The organism is Streptomyces sp. NPDC006430, from assembly GCF_040612395.1.
GTDB lineage: Bacteria > Actinomycetota > Actinomycetes > Streptomycetales > Streptomycetaceae > Streptomyces.
In genome coordinates this window covers 73,190-96,463 of sequence record NZ_JBEXQA010000004.1, presented here as the reverse complement: position 1 = coordinate 96,463, position 23,274 = coordinate 73,190, and the positions used below count along the sequence as shown (strand labels likewise).

General features: G+C 70.7%; 14 protein-coding genes and 4 pseudogenes. 9 read left to right on the top strand and 9 right to left on the bottom strand.

Features of this window, described 5'->3' with window-relative positions:
- Nucleotides 1-17: 17 nt before the first annotated feature.
- Entirely contained in the window at nt 18-368 is a 351-nt protein-coding gene (locus ABZZ20_RS08430; protein WP_356868134.1) for a tetratricopeptide repeat protein, read from the bottom strand.
- Between the two features lie 106 nt (nt 369-474).
- Here ABZZ20_RS08430 and ABZZ20_RS08425 point away from each other — a divergent pair, with 106 nt between their 5' ends.
- Complete coding sequence (locus ABZZ20_RS08425) at nt 475-1,440, top strand: pirin family protein (protein ID WP_356868132.1); 966 nt, start codon at nt 475-477, stop codon at nt 1,438-1,440.
- Between the two features lie 727 nt (nt 1,441-2,167).
- Here the strand turns inward: ABZZ20_RS08425 and ABZZ20_RS08420 are convergent.
- Nucleotides 2,168-3,514, bottom strand: coding sequence for an IS630 family transposase (locus ABZZ20_RS08420; RefSeq protein WP_356868130.1), 1,347 nt, complete (start codon nt 3,512-3,514; stop codon nt 2,168-2,170).
- Nucleotides 3,515-3,572: 58 nt separating this feature from the next.
- Here ABZZ20_RS08420 and ABZZ20_RS08415 point away from each other — a divergent pair, with 58 nt between their 5' ends.
- Together ABZZ20_RS08415 and ABZZ20_RS08410 are read left to right on the top strand one after the other, a co-directional pair.
- On the top strand, nt 3,573-4,340 hold the full coding sequence (locus ABZZ20_RS08415) for a helix-turn-helix transcriptional regulator (RefSeq protein ID WP_356868128.1): 768 nt from the start codon (nt 3,573-3,575) through the stop codon (nt 4,338-4,340).
- A 211-nt stretch (nt 4,341-4,551) separates the two neighbouring features.
- Nucleotides 4,552-4,992 (top strand): annotated as a pseudogene (locus ABZZ20_RS08410) (TIM-barrel domain-containing protein); the annotation flags it as partial.
- An 80-nt stretch (nt 4,993-5,072) separates the two neighbouring features.
- Here ABZZ20_RS08410 and xylA read toward each other — a convergent pair.
- Complete coding sequence (xylA, locus tag ABZZ20_RS08405) at nt 5,073-6,245, bottom strand: xylose isomerase (RefSeq protein WP_356868126.1); 1,173 nt, start codon at nt 6,243-6,245, stop codon at nt 5,073-5,075.
- 93 nt (nt 6,246-6,338) lie between these two features.
- Between xylA and xylB the strand changes: the two genes are divergently transcribed.
- From xylB to ABZZ20_RS08390, 3 genes and pseudogenes are all read left to right on the top strand, one after another.
- A complete protein-coding gene (xylB, locus tag ABZZ20_RS08400; RefSeq protein WP_356868124.1) occupies nt 6,339-7,769 on the top strand; it encodes a xylulokinase in 1,431 nt (476 codons plus the stop codon).
- Between the two features lie 14 nt (nt 7,770-7,783).
- Entirely contained in the window at nt 7,784-8,998 is a 1,215-nt protein-coding gene (locus tag ABZZ20_RS08395) for an ROK family protein (protein ID WP_356868122.1), read from the top strand.
- Nucleotides 8,999-9,975: pseudogene (locus ABZZ20_RS08390) on the top strand (beta-galactosidase); the annotation flags it as partial.
- A 138-nt stretch (nt 9,976-10,113) separates the two neighbouring features.
- On the opposite strand, the gene ABZZ20_RS08385 reads toward ABZZ20_RS08390, so the two are convergent.
- The 4 genes from ABZZ20_RS08385 to ABZZ20_RS08370 form a co-directional block, all read right to left on the bottom strand.
- Nucleotides 10,114-11,556 carry a GH1 family beta-glucosidase gene (locus ABZZ20_RS08385; RefSeq protein ID WP_356868120.1) on the bottom strand — a complete coding sequence of 481 codons (1,443 nt, stop codon included), beginning with the start codon at nt 11,554-11,556 and terminating at the stop codon, nt 10,114-10,116.
- A 110-nt stretch (nt 11,557-11,666) separates the two neighbouring features.
- On the bottom strand, nt 11,667-12,560 hold the full coding sequence (locus ABZZ20_RS08380) for a carbohydrate ABC transporter permease (RefSeq protein ID WP_356868118.1): 894 nt from the start codon (nt 12,558-12,560) through the stop codon (nt 11,667-11,669).
- 4 nt (nt 12,561-12,564) lie between these two features.
- Entirely contained in the window at nt 12,565-13,611 is a 1,047-nt protein-coding gene (locus ABZZ20_RS08375; protein WP_356868116.1) for a sugar ABC transporter permease, read from the bottom strand.
- Nucleotides 13,612-13,739: 128 nt separating this feature from the next.
- Nucleotides 13,740-15,107 carry an ABC transporter substrate-binding protein gene (locus ABZZ20_RS08370; RefSeq protein ID WP_356868114.1) on the bottom strand — a complete coding sequence of 456 codons (1,368 nt, stop codon included), beginning with the start codon at nt 15,105-15,107 and terminating at the stop codon, nt 13,740-13,742.
- A gap of 430 nt (nt 15,108-15,537) precedes the next feature.
- On the opposite strand from ABZZ20_RS08370, the gene ABZZ20_RS08365 reads away from it, so the two are divergent.
- Nucleotides 15,538-16,596, top strand: coding sequence for a LacI family DNA-binding transcriptional regulator (locus tag ABZZ20_RS08365; RefSeq protein WP_356868112.1), 1,059 nt, complete (start codon nt 15,538-15,540; stop codon nt 16,594-16,596).
- A gap of 119 nt (nt 16,597-16,715) precedes the next feature.
- On the opposite strand, the gene ABZZ20_RS08360 is transcribed toward ABZZ20_RS08365, so the two are convergent.
- Nucleotides 16,716-18,467, bottom strand: a complete 1,752-nt coding sequence (locus ABZZ20_RS08360) for a glycoside hydrolase family 6 protein (RefSeq protein WP_356868110.1) — start codon at nt 18,465-18,467, stop codon at nt 16,716-16,718.
- A gap of 668 nt (nt 18,468-19,135) precedes the next feature.
- On the opposite strand from ABZZ20_RS08360, the gene ABZZ20_RS08355 reads away from it, so the two are divergent.
- On the top strand, nt 19,136-22,060 hold the full coding sequence (locus ABZZ20_RS08355; RefSeq protein WP_356868108.1) for a glycoside hydrolase family 48 protein: 2,925 nt from the start codon (nt 19,136-19,138) through the stop codon (nt 22,058-22,060).
- Between the two features lie 80 nt (nt 22,061-22,140).
- Here ABZZ20_RS08355 and ABZZ20_RS08350 read toward each other — a convergent pair.
- A pseudogene (locus tag ABZZ20_RS08350) lies at nt 22,141-22,418 on the bottom strand (L-arabinose isomerase); the annotation flags it as partial.
- 4 nt (nt 22,419-22,422) lie between these two features.
- On the opposite strand from ABZZ20_RS08350, the pseudogene ABZZ20_RS08345 reads away from it, so the two are divergent.
- A pseudogene (locus ABZZ20_RS08345) lies at nt 22,423-22,998 on the top strand (class II aldolase/adducin family protein); the annotation flags it as partial.
- Nucleotides 22,999-23,274 lie beyond the last annotated feature (276 nt).

Sequence of the window (23,274 nt, the reverse complement as noted above, 5' to 3'; positions counted from 1 at the left end):
GCCGCCCTGCTCCGCCGCTACTCGGGGAACTCGCCGGCCATGGCGGCGGCCAGCCGCAGGAACGGCGCCGCCTCGGCGGCCCGGCCCTGGCGCTCCAGCGTCCGGCCGAGCATCAGCTGTGCGTAGTCCTCCACCGGCCAGCGCTCCAGGAGGGCGCGGAGCTCGTGCTCGGCGCGCGAGAGCTGGGCGGAGTGGTAGTAGGCGCGGGCCAGCAGCAGCCGGGGCGCGAGCTGCTCGGGGGCCTCGCCGGCCAGCGGGTGCAGGATGCGTGCGGCCGTCGCGTACTCCTTCGCTTCGAAGAAGAGCTGGGCCCGCGCCCAGCGCTCGGCCGCCGTCCCGTGCTCGAAGTACGTCGTCCGCGCGTTCATCGCGTCCCTTCCGCCGTTCAGGTGGTGCGTCCGCCCCCTCCAACACGTGACGGCAGCCGGGCATTCCACCGAACGCGGCGCGGGCGTCGGTACTAAGTTGTGCAGTATGAGCAATCTCGATCGCCAGCCCGCTCTCTCCGCTTGCGGAGGCCGCGGCTTCGTCGTTGCCGAACCCGTGCGCGAGCTCCTCAGCCCGCGCACGGTCAAGCTCGGGGAGTCCACCGAGGTCCGCCGCCTCCTGCCGAACCTGGGTCGCCGCATGGTGGGTGCCTGGTGCTTCGTGGACCACTACGGTCCGGACGACATCGCCGGCGAGCCCGGCATGCAGGTCGCTCCGCACCCCCACTCGGGACTCCAGACCGTGAGCTGGCTCCACGAAGGCGAGGTGCTGCACCGGGACAGCGTGGGCAGCCTGGAGACCATCCGCCCGCGCGAGCTCGGCCTGATGACCTCCGGCCGCGGCATCAGCCACTCCGAGGAGAGTCCCCGCTCGCACGGCCGCTTCCTGCACGGGGCCCAGCTGTGGGTTGCCCTTCCGGAGGCCCACCGGAACGTGGAACCGCACTTCCAGCACCACGCGGAGCTCCCGCACGTGACCGCCCCGGGCCTGACCGCCACGGTCATCCTGGGTACCTTGGACACGGCGACCTCGCCCGGATCCGCGTACAGCCCCATCGTCGGCGCGGACCTCGCGCTCGCCGCGGGCACCGAGACGCGGCTCCCGCTGGACCCGGACTTCGAGTACGCGGTCCTGTCGATGTCGGGCGAGGCCCACGTGGACGGCGTCCCGGTCCTCCCCGGCTCGATGCTCTACCTCGGCTGCGGCCGCACGGAACTCCCCCTGCGCGCGGCCTCGGACGCCGGCCTGATGCTGCTGGGCGGCGAGCCGTTCGAGGAGGAGATCGTGATGTTCTGGAACTGGATCGGACGGTCACACGAGGATATCGCACAGGCTCGCCAGGACTGGATCGATGGGACGAGATTCGGCGAGGTGAAGGGGTATGACGGCCCTCCACTTCCGGCTCCTGACCTGCCCCCGGCCCACCTCAAGCCGCGCGGTCGAGTGCGCTGAACTGCGATAACTGGAGAGAGGCGGCCCTGCGGGGCGCGAGTCAGATGCCTTCCGGTTGATGAATCCTCGGCGCTTCCGATCGCGTCCCGTGCTTGCCCTTCGATGGTGCGGGGCCTTCCCCCTCTGTGGGCGTCCGTGGGTGGGTGTATGTCTACGAATGCTGACCCAATGCTGACTTTCCTGACGCTGCGTCAGGTGAGGCTTCGTGCAGGTACAGACGTCGAAGCGGCTTCGTCGGCGATCCGCGCTTGTCTGGAAGTTGTTCCCGGCTACGTGCCGGTCGGGTTGCCCACTGCGCTTCGCTAGGCTCGGACCGAGAGTCTGATCGCCCGGGTGCTACCTCTTGTAGGAAGCCGACAACCCCTGCAGCGGTCGTCGCAGCGACGTCCGCCGCGCAGTCTCGGCGAGGCGGGCTTCCGGGAGGCAGTGCGATGAACGGCACTGCCGTAAGGGTGTCCGCGGCTCTGTGGCGTGCCTTCCCTTGGTCCTCGTCAGAACGGTTCACAGGTGCGGTTGGGTCGGTAGCGCGCCAGCGTGAGTCAGCGGACCGTTCGGACGCGCGAGCGACCGGCAGTCGGCACAGACGAGGGGCCTGAGAGCGGAGTCATGCCACGGCAAGCCCGACGAGTTCGGCGCGCATGGAGATGTTGCTGACGCACAGGCTCCATCGCCAGTGCGTGTCACGTGACAGCAAGGTGTCTAGTGTGATGCGCCGGAAATCTCAGGGTTAAGTCTGCGGCTGGTTGTTGGTGGCTGGTGGGGTGATTTTGGTGAGGTAGTCGGCGAGGGACTTGAGGATCTCGTCGGCGCTCTTCGTCCAGGTGAAGGGTTTCGGGTCCTCGTTCCAGGTCTCGATCCAGGCCCGGATGTCGTCTTCCAGTGCTTTCACCGAGGTGTGGACGCCGCGGCGGATGAGCTTGTCGGTGAGGAGACCGAACCACCGCTCGACCTGGTTGATCCAGGACGAGCCTGTGGGGGTGAAGTGGACGTGGAAACGGGGGTGTTTGGCCAGCCACGTCTTGATCTCGGGGGTGTTGTGGGTGGCGTAGTTGTCGCAGACCAGGTGCACGTCGAGGTCGTGGGGCACGGCCTTGTCTATCGTGACCAGGAACTTCTTGAACTCCTTCGCGCGGTGACGGCGGTGGAGTTCGCTGATGACGGTGCCGTCGGCGATGTTGAAGGCAGCGAAGAGACTGGTGATGCCATGTCGCAGGTAGTCGTGGGTGCGCCGCTCGGGCATGCCCGGCATCATCGGCAGCACGGGCTGCGAGCGGTCCAGAGCCTGGATCTGGCTCTTCTCATCCACGCATAACACCACTGCCCGTTCGGGCGGATTGTGGTAGAGCCCGACGACGTCGACGACCTTGTCGACGAACTGTGGATCGGTGGACAGCTTGAAGGAATCCTGCAGGTGCGGCTTGAGATCGAACCGCTTCCAGATCCGGCCGACCGTCGATTTCGACAGCCCCGTACGAGCGGCCATCGAGGCCCGTGACCAGTGGGTGTCCCGGCCCGGAGTGGACTCCAGCGTCGCCACGATCACGTCCTCGACCTGGTCGAGGAGAATCGAGGACGGCCGGCCCGGCCTGGGCTCATCGGCCAGACCGTCCAAACGGTCAGCGATGAAACGACCGCGCCAGCGATCCACGGTCGAGGTGTCGACACCAAGTTCTGCCGCGGCCTGCTTGTTCGTCCCGCCTTCCGCACAACGCAGCACGATCCTCGCGCGAAGCGCCAGGTACTGGGCGGTCTTCGCGCGCCTGGCCCACCGGATCAGCTGGTCCCGTTCGGCCTCGCTCAGAACCAGATCGGCCTTCGGCCGGCCGATGCGCGCGGCATCCTCGAGCCCGGCCATCCTCTCAGCGGCGAATTTCCCACGCCATTTCCTCACCGTCGCGGCGGTCACGCCGACCTCCACCGCCACCCGCGCGTTCGGCGCCCCGCCCGCACACGCCAGCACGATGCGCGCCCGCTCCGCGAACCGCGGCGCCACCGCCCCACTCGCCCAACGAGACAACTCCGCGCGTTCCTCATCGGACAGACGGACTTCAACGGCACGAGGACCCGGCGACATGCCAACAGGCTACAGACTTAACCCTGAGATTTCCGGCGCATCACACTAGAGTTAGCGCATGACCAGGAACCGGGTTCCGATCTGGCCCGACAGGCTGCGTAGGGCGCGGAAGGCGAAGGGGTTGTCCCAGACGGATCTGGGTGTCCTGATCGGTGCCGATGTCTTCCGCATCACGAGTTATGAGACTGGCAAGAGTGCTCCTTCTCCGAACCGATTGATGCAGCTAGCAAGGGTTCTGGAGTGCGAACCGTCTTACCTCATGCAGACCGATCCGGACTCCTTCCTCCTGGCAGATCTCCGCATGAGCGCAGGGTTGACCGCAGCCGAAGTGGTTGCCAAGTGTGTTCCCCTTCTAGGTCGAGTTGGCGTTCCCATCTCGCGCCCCAGGCTCTTGAGGGCGGAGAGAGGAGAGCTGCCAGCTTCTTGGACCTCGCCGGATGCGCGGAACCGTGTACAGGCCGTTCTCGCGCATGTTTATGGCGCCCCGGTGCGAGCGGTGATGGATGCCTGGGTGCTCACACTGTCTCGCTCCGAAAAGTCCGGCGACAACATTGGCAGCGGCAAGAGTTCGAGATCCGCAGTCCCCGCGTCCCGCCCTGCGACGACGAAGGCCGCGAAAGCCTGGGCCGCCCTCAACGACCGGCAACGCACATACCTGAGGGTGATCTTCGAGGAGGATCAGCGCGCCGAGCGCCGAGCGGAGAGGGCGAGTGCGAACCGAGAGCCCTGGCCCGGCTGCGCGATGGCGTCGGCTCGCCTTCTCGGTGCATGGGGATCTCCCGGCCGACTACACCACGATTCAGGAGCGTCTCCGGACGGAGGGTGAGCACGACACCGCCGCAGGGTCGACGCTGCGGGCCTTGACGCGGCGTGGGCTCATCGAGACGGAGGAGGAGATGGTCACGGTCCCCGACTGGGGAATCCTTCGCTAAGTGATGGTGAAGGTGACCCGTGCTGGCCGGGCCTGCGTGCGCGCCGGCCTGGACATTCCCCCCAAGGGGCGCCCCCCGAAGCACCTGCTTTCAGCCCCCTTCAACGCCATGGCCGAGTCGCTGCGCGGCGGGCTCTCCCTGGGTCTGTCCGGCTTCGGCTTCTGGAGCCACGACATCGGCGGCTTCGAGGGCACCCCGACCCCCACCGTCTTCCAGCGCTGGGTGCAGTTCGGCCTCCTCTCCTTGCACAGCCGCTGGCACGGCAGCAAGTCCTACCGCGCCCCGTGGGACTACGGGGAGGAGGCCGTCGAGGTCACCCGGGAGTTCACCCTGCTCAAGCACCCCCTCGCCCCGTACCTCCAGCGCGCCGCCCAACAGGCCCACGCCACCGGCATCCCCGTCATGCGCGCCATGGCGTTGGAATTCCCCGACGGCCCCGCCGCCGCCGCGCTGGAGCGGCAGTACATGCTCGGCGACGACCTGCTCGTCGCCCCCGTCTTCACGGACGACGGCACGGTCGAGTACTACGTGCCGGAAGGGACGTGGATCCGACACACATCCCGGCGGTCACCTCATGGCGGAGCCGGGCCGTGGAAGCCCACGGCCCGGCTCCTGCGCGCACCGGCTCAGCGGGCGCCGAGGAGGTGTTCGAGGGCGAGCTGGTCCAGCTGCTCGAAGGCCATGCCGCGGCGGGCGGCGGCATCGACGTCGAACTCGTCGAAGGCGGATCGGTCGGCCAGCAGCCCGGCCAGGCCGTCCTCGGCGGTGGGCAGGGCGAGCTCGGGCAGTCGGGAGGCGGCGAGCGCGGCCTGGACCTCCGGATCGGACCGGAAGGCGCGGGAACGCTCCGCCAGCAGCAGGTAGTTGCGCATGCAGGCGGACGCCGAGGCCCAGACGCCGACGGAGTCCTCGGTGCGCGGCGGCTTGAAGTCGAAGTGGCGGGGGCCGTCGTAGCCCGCCGACTCCAGCAGGTCGACCAGCCAGAAGGCCTGGCGCAGGTCGCCCGCGCCGAAGCGCAGGTCCTGGTCGTACTTGATGCCGGTCTGGCCGTTGAGGTCGATGTGGAACAGCTTGCCGTGCCAGAGGGCCTGGGCGATGCCGTGCGGGAAGTTCAGTCCGGCCATCTGCTCGTGGCCGACCTCCGGGTTGAGGCCGACCCGGTCTGGCCGGTCCAGCTCGTTGATGAACGCCAGGGCGTGGCCGATGGTGGGCAGCAGGATGTCGCCGCGCGGCTCGTTGGGCTTGGGCTCGATCGCGAAGCGCAGGTCGTAACCCTGGTTCTCGACGTACTCGCCCAGCAGGTCGAAGGCCTCCTTGAGCCGGTCCAGCGCCGTGCGCACGTCCTTGGCGGCGCCAGACTCCGCGCCCTCGCGGCCGCCCCAGGCGACGTAGACCGAGGCGCCGAGCTCCACGGCCAGGTCGATGTTGCGGATCGTCTTGCGCAGCGCGTACCGGCGCACGTCCCGGTTGTTGGCGGTGAAGGCGCCGTCCTTGAACACCGGGTGGGTGAAGAGGTTCGTCGTGGCCATCGGCACCTTCAGCCCGGCCGTGTCGAGTGCGCTGCGGAAGCGCTTGACCGCCCGCTCGCGGGCGGCGTCGCCGGTGCCGAAGGGGATCAGGTCGTCGTCGTGGAACGTGACGCCGTAGGCGCCGAGCTCGGCCAGCCGCTCCACGCTCTCGACGGGATCGAGGGCGGGCCGGGTGGCGTCGCCGAAGGGGTCCCGGCCCTGCCAGCCGACGGTCCACAGGCCGAAGGTGAACCTGTGCGCGGGAGTGGGGACGAGCGGGTCGCTGGTCATGAGGCGCTCCGGATCCATGCCGAGGGCTATTTGTTATGGCGAAAAACAAATTAGTATGCCGAGACGCCAGAAGGAACCCCACCGGAGGAACGCATGTCTGCTCAGCGTGTCGTGATCGGTGTCGACAGCTCGACCCAGTCCACCAAGGCCCTCGCCGTCGATCTGGACACCGGCGCCGTCCTGGGCGAGGGCCGCGCCTCGCACGCCGTCAGCGTCGGCGCCGGACGCGAGAGCGACCCCGAACAGTGGTGGCGGGCCCTCGGCGAGGCCACGGCGGGCACCGGCTGGGCGGATCGCGCAGCCGCTTGTTCGATCGCCGGCCAGCAGCACGGCCTGGTCACCCTCGACACGGCCGGCCGGCCGGTGCGCCCGGCGCTGCTGTGGAACGACGTCCGCTCCGCCCCGCAGGCCGCCGGACTCCGGGCCGCGTTCGGTACGGCAGCGCTCGCCCGCCGCACCGGCAGTGTCCCGACGGCCGCCTTCACCGCCGCCAAATGGGCCTGGCTGCGCGCCCACGAGCCTGCCGCAGCCGACCGCGTCGCGGCCGTCCGGCTTCCCCACGACTTCCTGACGGAGCGGCTGACCGGCGAGCCGGTGACGGACCGCGGTGACGCGTCGGGAACCGGCTGGTGGGGCCCGCACGGCTACGACCAGGAGATCCTCGACGGGATCGGCCTCGACCCCGGCCTGCTGCCGCAGGTCCTCCCGCCGGGCGCCCGGGCCGGCCTCGTCCGTGCCGGAATGCCCCTGCCCGAGGGCACGCCGGTGGCCACCGGGACCGGCGACAACATGGCCGCCGCCCTCGGGCTGGGCCTGACACCCGGACGTCCCGTGCTGAGCCTCGGAACTTCCGGCACCGTCTACGCCGTCGGCCGGACCCGGCCCGCCGACCCGAGCGGAACCGTCGCCGGCTTCGCCGACGCTCTCGGCGGCTGGCTGCCGCTCGCCTGCACCCTCAACTGCACCCTCGCCGTCGACCGCTTCGCCGCCCTCGTCGGCCGCGACCGCGAGGACGTCGAGGCGGGCGGCACGGCGGTGGTGCTCCCCTACCTGGACGGCGAGCGCACGCCCGACCTCCCGGGCGCTTCCGGCCTGGTCCACGGCCTGCGCCACGACACCACGCCGGGCCAGCTGCTCCAGGCCGCCTACGATGGCGCCGCCCACGCTCTTCTCGTGGCCCTGGACGACGTACTGCGTGCCGGAGGCGAGAGCCCCGCCCCCGACGAACCACTGCTGCTGATCGGCGGCGGCGCCCGCGGCCGGGCCTGGCAGCGGACCGTGCTGCGGTTGTCCGGCCGGGCGGTGCAGGTGCCCGAGGCCCGGGAACCGGTCGCGCTCGGGGCCGCCGCCCAGGCCGCCGCACTGCTCACTGGTGAGCCTGCCGACGCCGTCGCCCGGCGTTGGGGGACCGCCGCGGGCCGGGTGCTGGAACCCGTGACCCGTGACGACGAGACCCTCGAACGGATCACCAGTACGCTGCGGCGGGCGCGGGCCTTGCAAGAGCTCCCGCCGGCAGAACGATAGGAGGGTCGGGCTCAATGGCGGGGATCGGCAGGGCGAGCGGGGGCGTGGAGGCCGTGCCCGCCTCGCAGCAGGGCATGCGTCGGCAGAACCTCGCGGTGGTCATCGGAGCGGTCGCCGCGCACGGCCCGCTCTCCCGGGCGGACGTCGCCGGGCACACGGGCCTGACCAGGCCGGCCGTCTCCTCCATGGTCGACGAGCTCATCGGCCGCGGAGCCCTGACCGAGACGGAGACCGCGCCCAGCGGACGGGTCGGCCGCCCCGGACGGGCACTGGAGCTGAGCGATCGGGGTCCCGCGGGCCTCGGCCTGGAGATCGGCGTCACCCACCTCGCCGCGTGCGTCGTGGACCTGCGCGGTGAACCCCGGGTGTGGCGCCGGGTGGAGCGGGCCAACGCGGGCCGGCCGGCCGGGCGGGTGCTGGCGGAGGCCGCCGCGCTGGGCGCCGAGGCGGAGGCCGAGGCCGCCGCCCTCGGGCTGCGCGTCGCGGGCCGCGTTCTGGCCGTGCCGGGGGTGGTGCCGAACGAGCCGAGCGGGCTGATCGGACACGCCCCCAACCTCGGCTGGCAGGCAGTCCGCCCCGCCGACCACTGGCCCGACGCCGACACCGTGCCCGAGCCGGAGAACGAGGCCAACCTCGGGGCGCTGGCCGAGCAGTGGCACCAGGGACACCCCACCGGGACCTTCGTACACGTCTCCGCCGAGGCCGGAATCGGCGCCGCACTGGTCGTCGGCGGGCAGCTGTTCCGCGGCGCCCGCGGCTTCGCGGGGGAACTCGGCCACCTGCCCGTCCACCCGGAGGGCGCCCGCTGCGCCTGCGGGGCACGCGGCTGCCTGGAGCAGTACGCGGGCGAGGCGGCCGTGCTGCGCGAGGCCGGCATCGCGGACGCCGGCGACCCGGTGGCCCTGCTGGCCGAGCGGGCAGGCGCCGGGGACGCGGCGACCCTGCGCGCCCTGGACCGTGCAGGACGGGCCCTGGGCCTCGCCCTCACCTCTGCGGTGAACCTGATCGACCCGGACGGCCTCGTTCTGGGCGGCGCCTACGCCGAACTCGCCGACTGGCTCCTCCCGGCCATCCGCGCCGAACTCGCCGCCCGGATCACCGTCCGGCCCTGGACCCCGGAGGCGGTACGCCCCTCCGCGCTGGGCCGGCGCGGACCGGTGCTGGGCGCGGCATGGTCGACCGTCCGACAGATCATCGCCGATCCCACCCGCCTGCCCGCCCGCTCCTAGGGCACCGCTTTCTGGAGCCACGGCTACGACACCGGGGACGGCATCCTGCCGCCCCGTCTGCCCCACTACATGCGCAACCCCACCCAAATGCTGGACTTCCGGCGCTTCACCTCCGACATGCTCCTGGAGTGCTACGCCGCCGAGCGGGACATCGTCCGCCGTCACACCCCGCACCTGCCGGTGACCAGCAACTTCATGCCGCTGTGGGTGGGCCAGGACGCCTGGCGCTGGGCGCAGGAGGAGGACGTGGTCTCCGTCGACATCTACCCGGATCCGCGCGACCCGCTGGGCGCCCAGAGCAGCGCCTCGTCCAGGACATGACCCGCTCCCAGGCGCGCGGGCCGTGGATGCTCATGGAGCAGGCCGCCGGGCCCGCCAACTGGCGGGGCGTGAACCACCCAAGCCCCGGGGACCGGACCGGCTCTGGTCCCTGCAGGCCGTGGCCCGGGCGCCGACGCCGTCTGCTACTTCCAGTGGCGCCAATCCCGACAGGGCGCGGAGAAGTTCCACTCCGGCATGGTCAGCCGTGCCGGGGAGGAGGGCCGGACCTTCCAGGAGGTCAAGCTGCTCGGAGCGGATCTGGAGCGGATCGCCTCCGGGGTGACCGGCCGGAACATCACCGCGGACATCGCGGTCCTGCACGACTGGAACGCCTGGTGGGCCGGCTCCCATGACGGCCGACCGTCCGACCAGGTGGACGATCCGGACATCCTGCGCGCCTGGCACGGGCCCTGTGGCAGGCGCACCTCACCACCGACTTCGCCCACCCCGAGCACGACCTGACGCCGTACGCCGTCGCGCCGCAGCTGTACGCGTTCACCGACGCGGCGATCGACGATCTCCTCGCCCATGTCCGCACCCTCGACGACTCGGGCCTGGACTTCCTCGGCTGCGACCGGCACTACTCGGCCCACGACGACCGGCTCATCGCCGACCGGCTCACCTCGTTCATCGCCAGCCTCCCGACAGGCTGGTGATGGCGCCGACCGGTAAGAGCACAGGACGACATGGGCGGACCGGGTGCGAGGTCGGCCCACTCCGGTGGGCGGCGCCTTCCTCGTGCCGGCGGCGTGCCAGTGGGCTCGCACTGCTGCCGAGTCCACCAGCACCGCCCGCTACGCCTCGCCGGGAGCGCGCAGCTGTCCTGTCCGGGCCACGCGGGAGTACCAGTGCGCGCTCGATTTGGGTGTGCGCTCCAGGGTGGCGTAGTCGACGTGGATGGCGCCGAACCGCTTGGCGTAGCCGTACGCCCACTCGAAGTTGTCGAGCAGCGACCAGAGGAAGTAGCCGCGCACGTCCGCCCCGTCCGTGATCGCCCGGTGCACCGCGTCGAGGTGGGCGTGGACGTAGGCGGCGCGCTCCGGGTCGTGGACCGTGCCGTCGGGGCCGATCTCGTCCTCGTACGCCGCGCCGTTCTCGCTGACCAGGAGCGGAAGCGCGGGGTACCGGGCGGCGGTCCGGGTCAGCAGGTCGTACAGGGCGCCGGCGTCGACCGGCCAGTCCATCGCCGTACGTTCACCCGGCGCCCGGTGGAAGGCCACGCCCTCCGCTCCGGGCCACGGCGAGTGCTCGCTGCTGCCGTGCCCGTCGTCCTGCGGCACCGCTCCGCCCTCCGCCGGGTGCGAGACGACCGTCGGGGTGTAGTAGTTCACGGCGAGCAGGTCCAGGGGCTGGTGCACCGTGGCGGTGTCGCCGTCCCGGACGAAGGACCAGTCGGTCAGGTGCGCGGTGTCCGCGAGGAGGTCCTCGGGGTAGGCGCCCTCCAGCATCGGTCCGAGCCAGATCCGGTTGCCGACGGCGTCGATGCGCCGGGCCGCCTCCCGGTCTTCGGCCGAGGAGGTCAGAGGGCGCACCTCGTGGAGGTTGAGGGAGACCGCGACCTGACCGTCCCCGGGCAGCGCCGCCCGCAGGGCCTGGACGGCGAGGCCGTGACCGAGGTTGAGGTGATGGGCCGCGCGCAGGGCGGCGACGGGGTCGGTGCGCCCCGGGGCGTGGACCCCGGAGCCGTAGCCGAGGAACGCGCTGCACCAGGGCTCGTTGAGGGTGATCCAGTGCTTCACCCGGTCTCCGAGGGCGTCGGCCACCAGGCCCGTGTACTCGGCGAACCGCTCTGCGGTCGAGCGCTCAGGCCAGCCGCCCGCGTCCTCCAGGTCCTGGGGGAGGTCCCAGTGGTAGAGGGTGAGGGCGGGTGTGACGCCGGCGGCGAGCAGTTCGTCGACGAGCCGGCGGTAGAAGTCCAGGCCCTTCTGGACGGCGGGGCCCCGGCCGGTCGGCTGAACGCGTGACCAGGAGACGGAGAACCGGTAGGCGCCCAGGCCGAGTTCCGACATGAGCCGGACGTCCTCGGGGAACCGGTGGTAGTGGTCCACGGCCACGTCACCGGTGTGGCCTTCGAAGACCTTGCCGGGGGTGTGGGAGAAGGTGTCCCAGATGGATGGGGTCCGGCCGTCCTCGTGGGCGGCGCCCTCGATCTGGTACGCGGCGGTGGCCGTGCCCCACAGGAAGCCGGGCGGGAAGGTGCGGGTGGCCGTGAGTGGCCGGGTCTCGGACGCGGTCATAGGAGAGCGCTCCCAACGCATGTTTGGATGAAGTGGTGCCGGATGAAGCGGTGGCGGAAGACAGGGTGTGCTAACGGACCGACGGGCCGGCCGGTCCTCGACGAACGCCGTCAGTTCTTGACGGCGCCGGCTGTGATGCCGCCGACGATGTGCTTGCCGAGCACGGCGAAGACCAGCAGCAGCGGCAGCGTGGAGATGAGCGCGCCGGTCAGCACGACGGCCTGGTCGACGGTGTGATTGCCCGCGCCGAGGCCGGCCAGGGCGACCTGGAGGGTCGGGTTCCCGTCGGGGGTCAGTGCGATGAACGGCCAGAAGAAGTCGTTCCATGCCTGCACGAAGACGAGCATGCCCAGGACCGCCATCGCGGGCCGGGCGACCGGGAACACCACGTGCCAGATGATGCGCAGGCTGTGCGCGCCGTCCATCCGCGCCGCCTCCACCAGCTCCACGGGCAAGGCCTCGATGAGGTACTGGCGCATGAAGAACACGCCGAAGGCGGCGACCAGCGAGGGCAGGACGACCGACTGGAGCTGGTCGACCCAGCCGAGGTCGGTGATGATCTGGTAGAGGGGGATCACACTGAGCTGCGGCGGGATCGTCATGGTGGCCACCACGAGCGCCAGCAGCGCGCCCTTGCCCCTGAAGGCCAGTTTGGCGAAGGCGAAGCCGGCCAGGGTGGAGAACAGGACGGTGGACAGGGCCACGAGCCCGGCCACGATCGTCGTGTTGACCAGCGCCTCGCCCATGTCGACCTGGTTCCAGGCGAAGGAGAGGTTGTCGAACAGCCGGGGGCCGGGCAGGAGCGGGGCCGGAGCCTCGACCACGCGCTCGCCCGTGTGGGAGGCGGCGACCAGGTTCCAGTAAAGGGGGAAGAGGGAGACCAGGGCGGCGAGGCAGAGCAGGACGTAGGCCAGCGGTCCGGCGTGGTGCTGGCGGCCGGCCGACGGGCGAAGGCGCCTGGCGCGCGGCGCACCGGCGGAGGTCGTGTCGAGTGTGCGGCTCATGGGTTCAGCTCCCGTCCTTCGTGCGCATGCGGCCGGCGCGGTTGCGGTTGCGGCTGCGGTTCGAGCGGGAGAGCAGAGGCTGGAGGCCGCCGATGAGCAGGAGCAGCAGGAGCATGACCCAGGCGATGGCGGAGGCCTGGCCCAGCGCGCCCGTCACCCAGCCCTTCTCGTACATGAGCAGGCTCAGCGTCTGGAACTGGTTGCCGCTGCCGCCGCTGATGCCGACACTGCCGCCGAAGAGCATCGGCTCGCCGAAGAGCTGGGTGGCCCCGATGGTCGAGACGATGACGGTGAACAGGATCGTCGGCCGGATCGAGGGGATGGTCACGCTGAGGAACTGGCGCCAGCGCGAAGCCCCGTCCAACGCGGCCGCCTCGTAGAGGTCCTGGGGTACGGCCTGCATCGCGGCCAGGTAGATGAGGGCGTTGTAGCCGGTCCAGCGCCACGTCACGATCACCGAAATCGCGATCTGAGCAGGCCACTTGGAGGACTCCCAGGCGACCGGATCGAAGCCGGCCCAGCCCAGCGCAGTGTTGATCAGCCCGTAGTCGGTGTTGAACAGCTGCGCGAAGACGAGCGTCGCCGCCGCGATTGAGGTGGCGTAAGGGGCGAGCACCGCCACGCGGAAGAAGCCGCGGCCACGGAGTTTGTAGTTGAGCAGGTGGGCCAGGCCGAGGGCAATCAGCAGCTGGGGAACGGTGGAGATCACGCCGATGGTGAAGGTGTTGGCGAGGGCGTTCCAGAAGAACTCGCTGCCCGCCAGGGAGGTGTAGTTCTCCAGCCCCTTCCACTGCGCGCTGCCGCCGAGTTCCACCCGGTGGAGCGAGAGCCAGCCCGTGTAGAGCAGGGGGAAGAGTCCGAAGGCCGCGAAGGTGAGGAAGAAGGGGGCGAGGAAGACGTAGGGGACCGCCTTCAGGTCCAGGCGGTAGAGCGTGCTGCGCAGTCCGCCCCGGCCGGAGGGCCGCTGCTTGCGGGAGCCGGTGCCGGGGGCCGGGGGCTGTGCGGCGGGCGGCGCGGAGCCGCCACTGGTCGCCCGTACGGAGGTGGCCACGGGGGCGTCCTTCCAGGTCGATGCGTGCGGTGGCGAGGTGGTGCGGACGGCGACGGCCCGCCGCCACCCGCGGGGAGGCCGCCGGAGGCGGGTGGGAGGCGGGTGGGGGCGGGCCGCCGCGTGCCCCGCTACTTGTCGATCTTGTCGGCGACCAGCTTCTTGACGTTCTCCCAGGCCTTCGCCGGGTCGGTGCCGCGCTGCTCGATGTCGAGGATGCCGTTGTCGGTGAGGAAGGTCTTCACCTGTCCGTCCCAGCGGCTGATCGGGGCGGGCGTGATGCCGGCCGCGGCTTCCGAGTAGATCTTGCCGACCGGAGTGTCACCGAAGTACGGCAGCTTCGCGCCCTGCACCGCCGGAGAGCTGAGGGTGTCCTTGGAGGAGGGGATGTTGCCGTTCACGCCGAAGACCTTGGCGTGCTGGGCCGGAGCGGTGAGCCAGGCGGCGAGTTCGGCCGCCTCCTTGGCGTGCTTGCCCGACTTCGGGACGGCGAGAAAGGAGCCGCCCCAGTTCCCGGCCACGGGCGGTGCGGCGATGTCCCACTTGCCCTGGTTCTCCGGGCCCGCTTGGTCCTTGATGATGCCCGTCATCCAGCTAGGGCAGGCCACGGTGGCGAACTTCGAGTTCTTGAAGGCCGCGTTCCACGTGCCCTTCTCGTCGAACTGCCGGAGCTTCGCGGTCATTTCGCCCTTGGCCGCTGCCACGGCCGTGTCCCAGGCCTTCTTCACGCCCGGACTGTTCTCGTAGTCCAGCTCGCCCTTGGCGTTGGCGTACTGCACGGGCTCGCTGGCGATCACGGCGTTGAACAAGCCGCTCGCGGAGTCGTGGAAGGAGGTCCCCTCGGGGGCGCTCTTCTTGTACGTCTCGCCGGTCTGGATGAACTTCGCCCAGTCGCCCGCCCAGAGCTTGGCGACTTCGGCGCGATCGGTCGGCAGGCCGGCCTTGGCGAAGAGGTCCTTGTTGTAGCAGATGGCCATCGGGCCGATGTCCGTGCCGAGCCCGATCACCTTGCCGTCGGCCGTCGTGGCCTGCTTGACCTTCCAGTCGAGGAACGCGCCGAGGTCCGCGCCGCCCGTCTTGCCGAGTTCGGCCCACTTGCCGGCCAGGGCGGGTCCGGTCGCCTCCGCGATGTAGCCGACCTCCAGGGCCTGGATGTCCGCCAGGCCGCTGTCGCGGGAGAGGCGCAGCTTGAGGGTGTCCCAGTACTTCTGGCCGTCCGCGACGTTCGACTCTTCTATCTTGATGTTCGGGTGGGCCTTCGTGTACTCGGCGTAGAGCTTGGCCCCGGTCGCGTCGTCGTAGCCGAAGGAACCGAAGGTACCGATCCGCAGCGTGATCTGCTCGCCGCCGGCCGCGCCGTCGCCCTTGCCCTGGTCGCCGTCACCGCCGCAGCCGGTGAGCAGGGCCGTACCGGTCGCTACGACGGCAACCGCGGCGACCGCGTGGATCAGGGTGCGGCGTCCCCGTCCGCGTCCGTGTCTGCTGCTGGAAGAACGCATTCCACTCTCCTCGTCCAAGGTGCTGCTCGTTGTGCCCCATGGGGTCCGGCGGGCTGTTCGCGGCTCGGCCAGGGGCCCGCCCGGACCTGATGTGAAAGCCGTTGTCGCACCCCCTGAATGGGAGCGCTCCCACCTCGTAGCCGGAAGGCTGCTGCCTGGCGGGTGCGGGTGTCAAGAGATGAACGCGAATTCATTACACGGAGCCCCCGATGCTGGGGGCTGCCTTCTCGGGCGCGCTGCCCGTGTCAGGTTGTGAACGCAACCGTGGTGGCGGGAGGGGGTGGGGAGTAGTATGGGAGCGCTCCCACCTCTGGTCGGCGTAACGTGTCCCACGGCTACGGGACGGGGTGCACCGTCCTACGTACCTGATCAGCAGGCCGGGCCCGCGCCCGGCGCGGAGTGCGATGGCATATGAGGGGAGTTCAAGAGCGTGAGCGGACGGCAGAGCGGCGGCAGACCCACTCTGGAAGAAGTAGCGGCCCTGGCCGGTGTCGGCCGGGGCACGGTCTCCCGGGTCATCAACGGTTCGCCGCGGGTGAGCGAGCGGGCCAAGGACGCCGTGGCCCGGGCTGTCGCAGAGCTGGGGTACGTACCCAATCAGGCGGCCAGGGCGCTGGCCGGCAGTCGGACCGACGCGGTGGCCCTGGTCATTCCGGAGACCGAGGCCCGACTGTTCTCGGAGCCTTACTTCCTCGACCTGATCCGCGGGGTCAGCGCCGAGCTGGCCGAGGCGGACAGGCAGTTGCTGCTCACCCTCGTCCGGACCGAGGCCGAGCGGCAGCGGTTCGAGCACTACCTGGCGGCCCAGCGGGTCGACGGCGTGCTGCTGGCATCGGTCCACGGGAACGACCCGCTGCCCGACCGGATCACGCGGCTGGGCCTGCCGGTCGTCATGAACGGGCGGCGTTCCGAGGGCGAGCCCGTGGCCTATGTGGACTCCGACAACATCGGTGCGGGACGGGCGGCCGTCGCCCACCTCGCGGGGCGCGGCCGCTCCAGGATCGCGACCATCAGCGGGCCGCTGGACATGTACGTGGCCCGCGCCCGTCTGGGCGGCTACCGAGCTGGCCTCGCCGAGGCGGGAATCCAGCCCGACGAGTCGCTCGTGGCGACCGCGGACTTCACCGAGGAGGGCGGCCGGCTGGCGATGCGCGAGCTCCTGGAACGCGCCACCGGCCTGGACGCCGTCTTCGCCGCCTCCGACGTGATGGCGGCCGGCGCGCGCGGCGTGCTGCGCGAGGCCGGCCGGCGGGTCCCCGAGGACGTCGCCCTCGTAGGGGTCGACGACTCCACGGTGGCCCGTCTGATGGACCCGCCCCTGACCAGCGTGCGCCAGCCCATCGAGGAGATGGGCCGGACGATGACCCGGCTCCTGCTCCAGAAGATCGCGGAGCTGTCCCGAGAAGCCGGGGCCGCCCCGGGGCGGGGCATGGGCGAGGAGCCGCGCCGGGTGCTCCCGACGGAACTGGTCGTGCGGGATTCCTCCTGAGCCGCTCCGGCAGCCTGCCGGCCGCCCCGCCTTCCGGCCACAGCACTGGCGTGCCGAGGCCCGGAGCCCCGCGGAAGGGAATGCTTCCGTAGGGCTCCGGGCTCGTCACCTGCCCTGCGTCACAGCGCCGGGTAGGCGTTCTTCATGAGCTCCTGGAACTGGGCGGAGAACCACTGGCCGGCGAGCGGTGCGTCCGGGAGGGCTCCCGACATGCTGTTGCCGTTGCGGACGTTGCCCGTGTAGGTGGGGTCGCACATCCGGTCGAATCCCTTGCCCTCGTTGTTCGGGATCTCCTTGCTCGCCCCGTCGGACTCGCCCGGGGGCTTGATCCACACGTAGGCGTCGATGCCGGCGGCCGGGGCCGCTTGCGGTCGTTCGCCGAGTCCGGCGCCGGACTGGTTGCACCAGTTGCCGAGGTGGATGCGCCGGTCGTAGCGGCCGCCGTTGACGTAGGTGTCCACGTTCGTCAGAGCGCCGGGCCCGGTCGGGCGGGCGGTGCCGCCCCAGCCGTTGCGGGAGGTGTCGATGAGCATGCCGATGTTGGCGTCGAAGCCCAGGGAAACCAGCTTGGTCCGCATGGCTTGGGCATAGGACAGTTCGTCGGTGTAGCGGTTCCAGTCGACCCACTTCGACTGGCGCACGGAGGTGCCGTTGATCGAGTCGTCGATTTTGAAGTGGTCCTCCTTCAGGGCGCTGTAGTTGGCGGTGTTGACGATGAAGCCGTGCACGTTGGAGAGCGTGGAGCCCTCGGCGGTCGCGGCCTGCTTGAACATCTCGGCGGAGGCGCCGAAGTTGTCGTCCCAGCCGAGCCAGCCGTGGTGGCCCGCGTCCACGTAGTTGTAGACGTTGGCGATCGAGCCGAGCTTGTTCAGCGCGTATCCGACGCCCTTGATGTAGTTGCCGTTGGTCTTCATCACGTCGCAGTTGGCGGTTGCAGTGGGGCGGCCGGAGACGTTGGTGACCAGGTTCGGCAGTGAGTCGATCTCGACCGTGGTCACGATCCGCAGCCCGGCGTACTTGGGGTCGGCGAGGATCGCGGCGATCGGGTCGATGTACTGCGTCTTGTACTTGTCTATCTCGGTGGGGCCCAGCTCGCCGTTGGAGGCGAGCGCGGAGCAGTCCCGTCCGGGCAGGTTGTAGATCACCAGCTGGACGACGAGTTCGCCGCTGCCCTTCTGTGTCAGGGCCGCGTTGAGGTGGTCGCGCAGGCCCATCGTGCCGCTCGTGCCCGTGACGAGGGCGATGCGGTCCAGCCATACGCCGGTGGGCTGGTTGGACACCCTGCTGCCGCCCGGTTCGGCGGCGGCATGGGCGGACCACTCGGGGTTCACGTACATCTTGGCGCCGGCGTAGGGGTTGTCGACCTTGCCGCCGGTGGGCGGAGGCGTGGTCGGCGGTGTTGTGGGCGGGGTCGTCGGGGGTGTGGTGGGGGGCTGGGTCGGGTCGGTGGCGCCGTTGCAGGTGATGCCGTTGAGCTTGAAGGTCGCGGGGACGGCGTTCGTGCCGGTGTGCGAACCGTTGAACCCGAAGGAGGTCGAACCGCCCGTGGCCAGCGAGCCGTTGTAGGACATGCTCTTCGCCGTCACGGCGGCGCCGGACTGGGTGATGGTGGCGTTCCAGCCCTGGGTGACCTGCTGGCCGTTCGCGTAGGACCACTCCAGGGTCCAGGAGGCGACCGGGTCACCGGTGTTGGTGACGATCACGTTGGCACCGAAGCCGGTGTTCCACTGGTTCGAGATCTGGTACTCGACCTTGCAGCCGGCAGCGGCGGCGGCGCCGGCGCTGGTACCGAACGCCGTGGCGGTGGCGCCGGCGACGGTGACGAGACTGAGGGCCGCCAGTAAGGCGGTGCGGGGGATGGTGCGGCTCATTTCGCGGGGCCTTTCAGTCAGGGTGCGCAGGCGGTCACGCACCTGGTGCCGAATGGGGGGAGTGCCGTGGTGCGGAGGGGTGCCGTCGTACGGAGCGGGCGCGGTCGTCGGAACCGGGCCGTGGCGCGGTCGGTGAGCGCGTGTCCGCAGGTGTGCTCGCCGCTCTCGCCGGCGACCGGGGGGCCCGGTCCGCGACCGAGGCGAGGGGGGAACGGGTGGGCCACTGGCTCGGGTCGTTGTAGGCGATCCCGGGGACCGGCAGGAAACTGCGGGCCCCGGTCGCATGCACGGCCTGCACCAGGTCCTGTGTGCCGGCGACCGTGTGGCCGATGCCGGCAAGTACCGCCGTCGCGCGAGGTCAGCGCCGCTCCGCCGAGCAGTGTTGACAGGCGCGGGGTGTCGATGAGCGAGTCCTTGCAGCACGTTGCGCCCTGACGGCGTGCCGGCCGATGGAACCGCTCCCACTGGTTGGGGCCAGACCGTAGCGCCAAGTGCCGCCAAGCAAAAGAGGAGTTGAGTAAATTCCTCGCAGATTGCTTTCGACTCTTCACACGTCTTGACGCCGTCGCGTCACCTCTGCACAGTGGGAGCGCTCCCACTGGTTCGGAGCTTGTGCGCAGACGCTCCTCTCATCCCGTCTCCCCCGAGCCGCGAGGAGAACCATCCGCATGCCGTCACATCCCCCACCCGGATTCCACGGACGACGCACCCTGCTGACCGCGTACGCCACGGCCGTGGCCCTCTCCCTCCCCCTGGGCCTCACCGCCGTCGGCGCCACCACCGCCGCGGCCGCGGCCGTGCAGTGCAGCGTCGACTACAAGACCAACGACTGGGGCTCGGGCTTCACCGCCGAACTCACCCTCACCAACCGGTCCGCGACCGCACTCGACGGCTGGAACCTCACCTACGACTACTCCGGCAACCAGCAGCTGACCAACGGCTGGAACGGCACCTGGACCCAGTCCGGCAAGAGCGTCCGCGTCTCGGCCCCGGACTGGAGCAAGACCGTCGCCGCCGGCGCGGCCGTCACCGCCGGCGCCCAGTTCAGCTACAGCGGTACCAACGCCGCCCCCACTTCTTTCGCCGTCAACGGCACTCCGTGCACCGGTGCTCACCAGCCCCCGGTCGCCGTCCTGACCAGCCCCACCGCAGGCGCCGTCTACACGGCGGGCACCCCCGTCCCGCTCGCCGCCACCGCCGCCGCGGCCGACGGCGCCACCGTGGGCAAGGTCGAGTTCTACAGCGACACCACGCTCCTGGGCACGGACACCACGGCGCCCTTCACCCTGGATGCCACCGGCCTCGCAGCCGGTTCCCACTCCCTCTACGCCAAGGCCTACGACAGCCTCGGGGCCTCCGCCGAGTCGGCCCCCGTCGGCATCACCGTCGCCGCAGGCCCCGCGCTCGTCGCCGCCCCCGGGCAGCTCTCCGTGCGCCGCGGGGAGACGGGCACCTTCGACCTGAAGCTCTCCAAGCAGCCGGCCGCGAACGTGACGGTGGGCGTGGCTCGCACCTCAGGCAACACCAACCTCGCCGCGGCACCTGCCGCGCTCACGTTCACCCCGGCGAACTGGAACACCGCCCAGAAGGTGACGGTCACCGCCGGGACCACCGGCAGCGGCTCCGCCGTCTTCACCGCGACCGCCCCCGGCCACGCGAAGGCGGAGGTGACGGTCACCGAGCTGGCCGGCGACTCCACGTACGAGGCCCGCTTCCTCGACCTCCACGGGAAGATCACCAACCCGGCGAACGGCTACTTCTCGCCCGAGGGCATCCCGTACCACTCCGTCGAGACGCTGATCGTGGAGGCCCCGGACCACGGGCACGAGACGACCTCGGAGGCGTACAGCTACCTGATCTGGCTGCAGGCCATGTACGGGAAGATCACCGGGGACTGGACCAAGTTCAACGGCGCGTGGGACACCATGGAGAAGTTCATGATCCCCACCCATGCCGACCAGCCGACGACCGGCTCGTACAACGCCTCCAAGCCCGCCACCTACGCCCCCGAGCACGACCTTCCCTCGCAGTACCCGGCCAAGCTCGACGGGGGAGTCGCCGCCGGTGCGGACCCGATCGCCGGTGAGCTGAAGAGCGCGTACGGCACGGACGACATCTACGGCATGCACTGGCTCCAGGACGTCGACAACGTCTACGGCTACGGCAACGAGCCCGGAAAGTGCTCCGCCGGACCGACCGCGACCGGACCCTCGTACATCAACACCTTCCAGCGCGGCCCCCAGGAATCGGTCTGGGAGACCGTTCCGCACCCCACCTGCGACAACTTCACCTACGGCGGCAAGAACGGCTACCTCGACCTCTTCACCGGGGACTCCTCCTACGCCAAGCAGTGGAAGTTCACCGATGCCCCGGACGCCGACGCGCGTGCCATCCAGGCCGCCTACTGGGCCGACGTCTGGGCCAAGGAGCAGGGCAAGGGGACGCAGGTCACCGCGACCGTCTCCAAGGCGGCCAAGATGGGGGACTACCTGCGGTACTCCATGTTCGACAAGTACTTCAAGAAGGCCGGGAACTGCGTCGGCCCGACCGTCTGCCCCGCCGGCACCGGCAAGGACAGCGCGCACTACCTCATGTCCTGGTACTACGCCTGGGGCGGCGCCACCGACACCTCGGCCGGCTGGTCCTGGCGGATCGGCTCCAGCCACGCACACAGCGGATACCAGAACCCCCTCGCCGCCTACGCGCTCAGCGAGTACGCCCCGCTGAAGCCCAAGTCGCCGACCGGCGCCACGGACTGGGCGACCAGCCTCGACCGGCAGCTGGAGTTCTACCGCTGGCTCCAGTCCGACGAGGGCGCCATCGCGGGCGGCGCCACCAACAGCTGGCAGGGGCGCTACGCACAGCCCCCGGCCGGGACCCCCACCTTCCACGGCCTCTTCTACGACGAGAAGCCGGTCTACCACGACCCGCCGTCCAACCAGTGGTTCGGCTTCCAGGCCTGGTCCATGGAGCGGGTCGCCGAGCTCTACCAGCAGACGGGCGACGCCGCCGCCAAGACCGTGCTCGACAAGTGGGTCGGCTGGGCCCTGTCGAAGACCACGATCAACCCCGACGGCACCTACCGCATCCCCTCCACCCTCCAGTGGTCCGGCGCCCCCGACACCTGGAACGCGTCCGCTCCCGGCGCCAACGCCGGCCTGCACGTCACCGTCGCCGACTACACCGACGACGTGGGCGTGGCCGCCGCCTACGCCAAGACCCTGACCTACTACGCGGCGAAGTCCGGGAACGCCGAGGCCAAGCGGGTCGCCAAGGCCCTGCTCGACGGCATGTGGGCCCACCACCAGGACCCGCTGGGCCTCTCCGTCCAGGAGACCCGGACCGACTACAAGCGCTTCAACGACCCGGTGTACGTGCCCGGCACGTGGACCGGAAAGATGCCGAACGGTGACGCGGTGAACTCCTCGTCCACCTTCGCCTCGATCCGCGGCTTCTACAAGAACGACCCGGCCTGGCCGAAGGTCGAGGCCTACCTCGCGGGCGGCGCCGCGCCCGTCTTCACGTACCACCGGTTCTGGGCCCAGGCGGACACCGCCCTGGCCATGGGCTCGTACGCGGAGCTGTTGGAGTAACTGCCCGCCCCGGCCGGAGGGCGGCTCCGCGTACGACGAGGCCGGGCAGTCCGCGAGGACCTGCCCGGCCTCCGAGCGGTTCACAGTCCCAGTGCCAACCGGTAGTACGCCTGGTTCCAGCGGAGATCGCGCCGGAACTGCTTCGGGGTGGTGGTCTCGTCGATGAGGGCGAGTTCCATGCGGAGCATCTCCGCCAGGTCGTCGAGGTGGTCGGAGGTGAGGGCGGTACTGAGGAGGGTGTGGTGCGGTCCTCCGGCCGTCAGCCAGGATCGGTGGAGGTCCGCAGGTCGGGGTGGGGCCGCCAGACCGCGCGGGCGACGGGCAGGGCGGGCAGCGGGTGAGGGGGCGCCACCACGTCGCCCGAGGACGACCTGGTGGTGGTGGCGCTGGAGGACGGGCGGGTCGTCGACGGACACCTCAGGCCGTCCACCGACACCGAGACCCATCGGTGCCTCTACCGGGCCTTCCCCTCCATCGACGGCGTCACCCACACGCACTCGGCGCACGCCGTCGCCTTCGCCCAGGCACGCCGCCCGATCCCCGTGCTCGGCACGACACACGCCGACACCTTCAACGGGCCCGTCCCCGTGACGGCGGACCTCACCGCCGAGCAGTGCGCGCAGGACTACGAGTACAACACCGGACAGGTGATCGTCGCCCGGCTCGACGGCGACCCCCGCCGGGCCGACGAGGTCCCCGGCGCGCTCGTCTCACGGCACGGCCCCTTCACCTGGGGTGCCACCGCGAAGGCCGCGCTGGAGAACGCCATCGTCTGCGAGGCCGTGGCGGAGATGGCGCTGCACACGCTGGCACTGGGCTCCCGCCTCGGAGACACCTCGGAACCGCCGAGGCATCTGCTGGAGCGGCAGTTCACCCGCAAGCACGGACCGGACGCCTATTACGGCAATGCCCCTCACGCCCCTGCCCCGGGCGTCTGAGGCCGCGCACCGCCTCACGCTGCGGCGACCTGCGGCAGGCTGCCGACGGCCCGCGGCGCCGGCGGGGGAGGGGGCGTCGGGCGGTCACGAGGCTGTCGCCCGCACCGCGTGACCACCCCCCGCTGGGTGGACGCCTCGCGGTCGCCGATGCCGCGGTGCCGGCCGAGCGCGACCACCTGCGCCGCCTCCACGTGGTGCACGACCGGGAGCGCGTCCGTCGATGTCCGGGTATCCAGGTGGCCGACCGGTGCGCTGGACGGCAGCTCGATCCCGGCC

Bases quoted from the DNA above. Each gene is read 5' to 3' on its own strand.
- ABZZ20_RS08415 (WP_356868128.1), top strand. From the start codon at position 3,573: ATGACCAGGAACCGGGTTCCGATCTGGCCCGACAGGCTGCGTAGGGCG.
- ABZZ20_RS08425 (WP_356868132.1), top strand. From the start codon at position 475: ATGAGCAATCTCGATCGCCAGCCCGCTCTCTCCGCTTGCGGAGGCCGC.
- xylA (WP_356868126.1), bottom strand. From the start codon at position 6,245: ATGACCAGCGACCCGCTCGTCCCCACTCCCGCGCACAGGTTCACCTTC.
- ABZZ20_RS08370 (WP_356868114.1), bottom strand. From the start codon at position 15,107: ATGCGTTCTTCCAGCAGCAGACACGGACGCGGACGGGGACGCCGCACC.
- ABZZ20_RS08395 (WP_356868122.1), top strand. From the start codon at position 7,784: ATGGCGGGGATCGGCAGGGCGAGCGGGGGCGTGGAGGCCGTGCCCGCC.
- xylB (WP_356868124.1), top strand. From the start codon at position 6,339: ATGTCTGCTCAGCGTGTCGTGATCGGTGTCGACAGCTCGACCCAGTCC.
- ABZZ20_RS08355 (WP_356868108.1), top strand. From the start codon at position 19,136: ATGCCGTCACATCCCCCACCCGGATTCCACGGACGACGCACCCTGCTG.
- ABZZ20_RS08430 (WP_356868134.1), bottom strand. From the start codon at position 368: ATGAACGCGCGGACGACGTACTTCGAGCACGGGACGGCGGCCGAGCGC.
- ABZZ20_RS08420 (WP_356868130.1), bottom strand. From the start codon at position 3,514: ATGTCGCCGGGTCCTCGTGCCGTTGAAGTCCGTCTGTCCGATGAGGAA.
- ABZZ20_RS08360 (WP_356868110.1), bottom strand. From the start codon at position 18,467: ATGAGCCGCACCATCCCCCGCACCGCCTTACTGGCGGCCCTCAGTCTC.
- ABZZ20_RS08380 (WP_356868118.1), bottom strand. From the start codon at position 12,560: ATGAGCCGCACACTCGACACGACCTCCGCCGGTGCGCCGCGCGCCAGG.
- ABZZ20_RS08385 (WP_356868120.1), bottom strand. From the start codon at position 11,556: ATGACCGCGTCCGAGACCCGGCCACTCACGGCCACCCGCACCTTCCCG.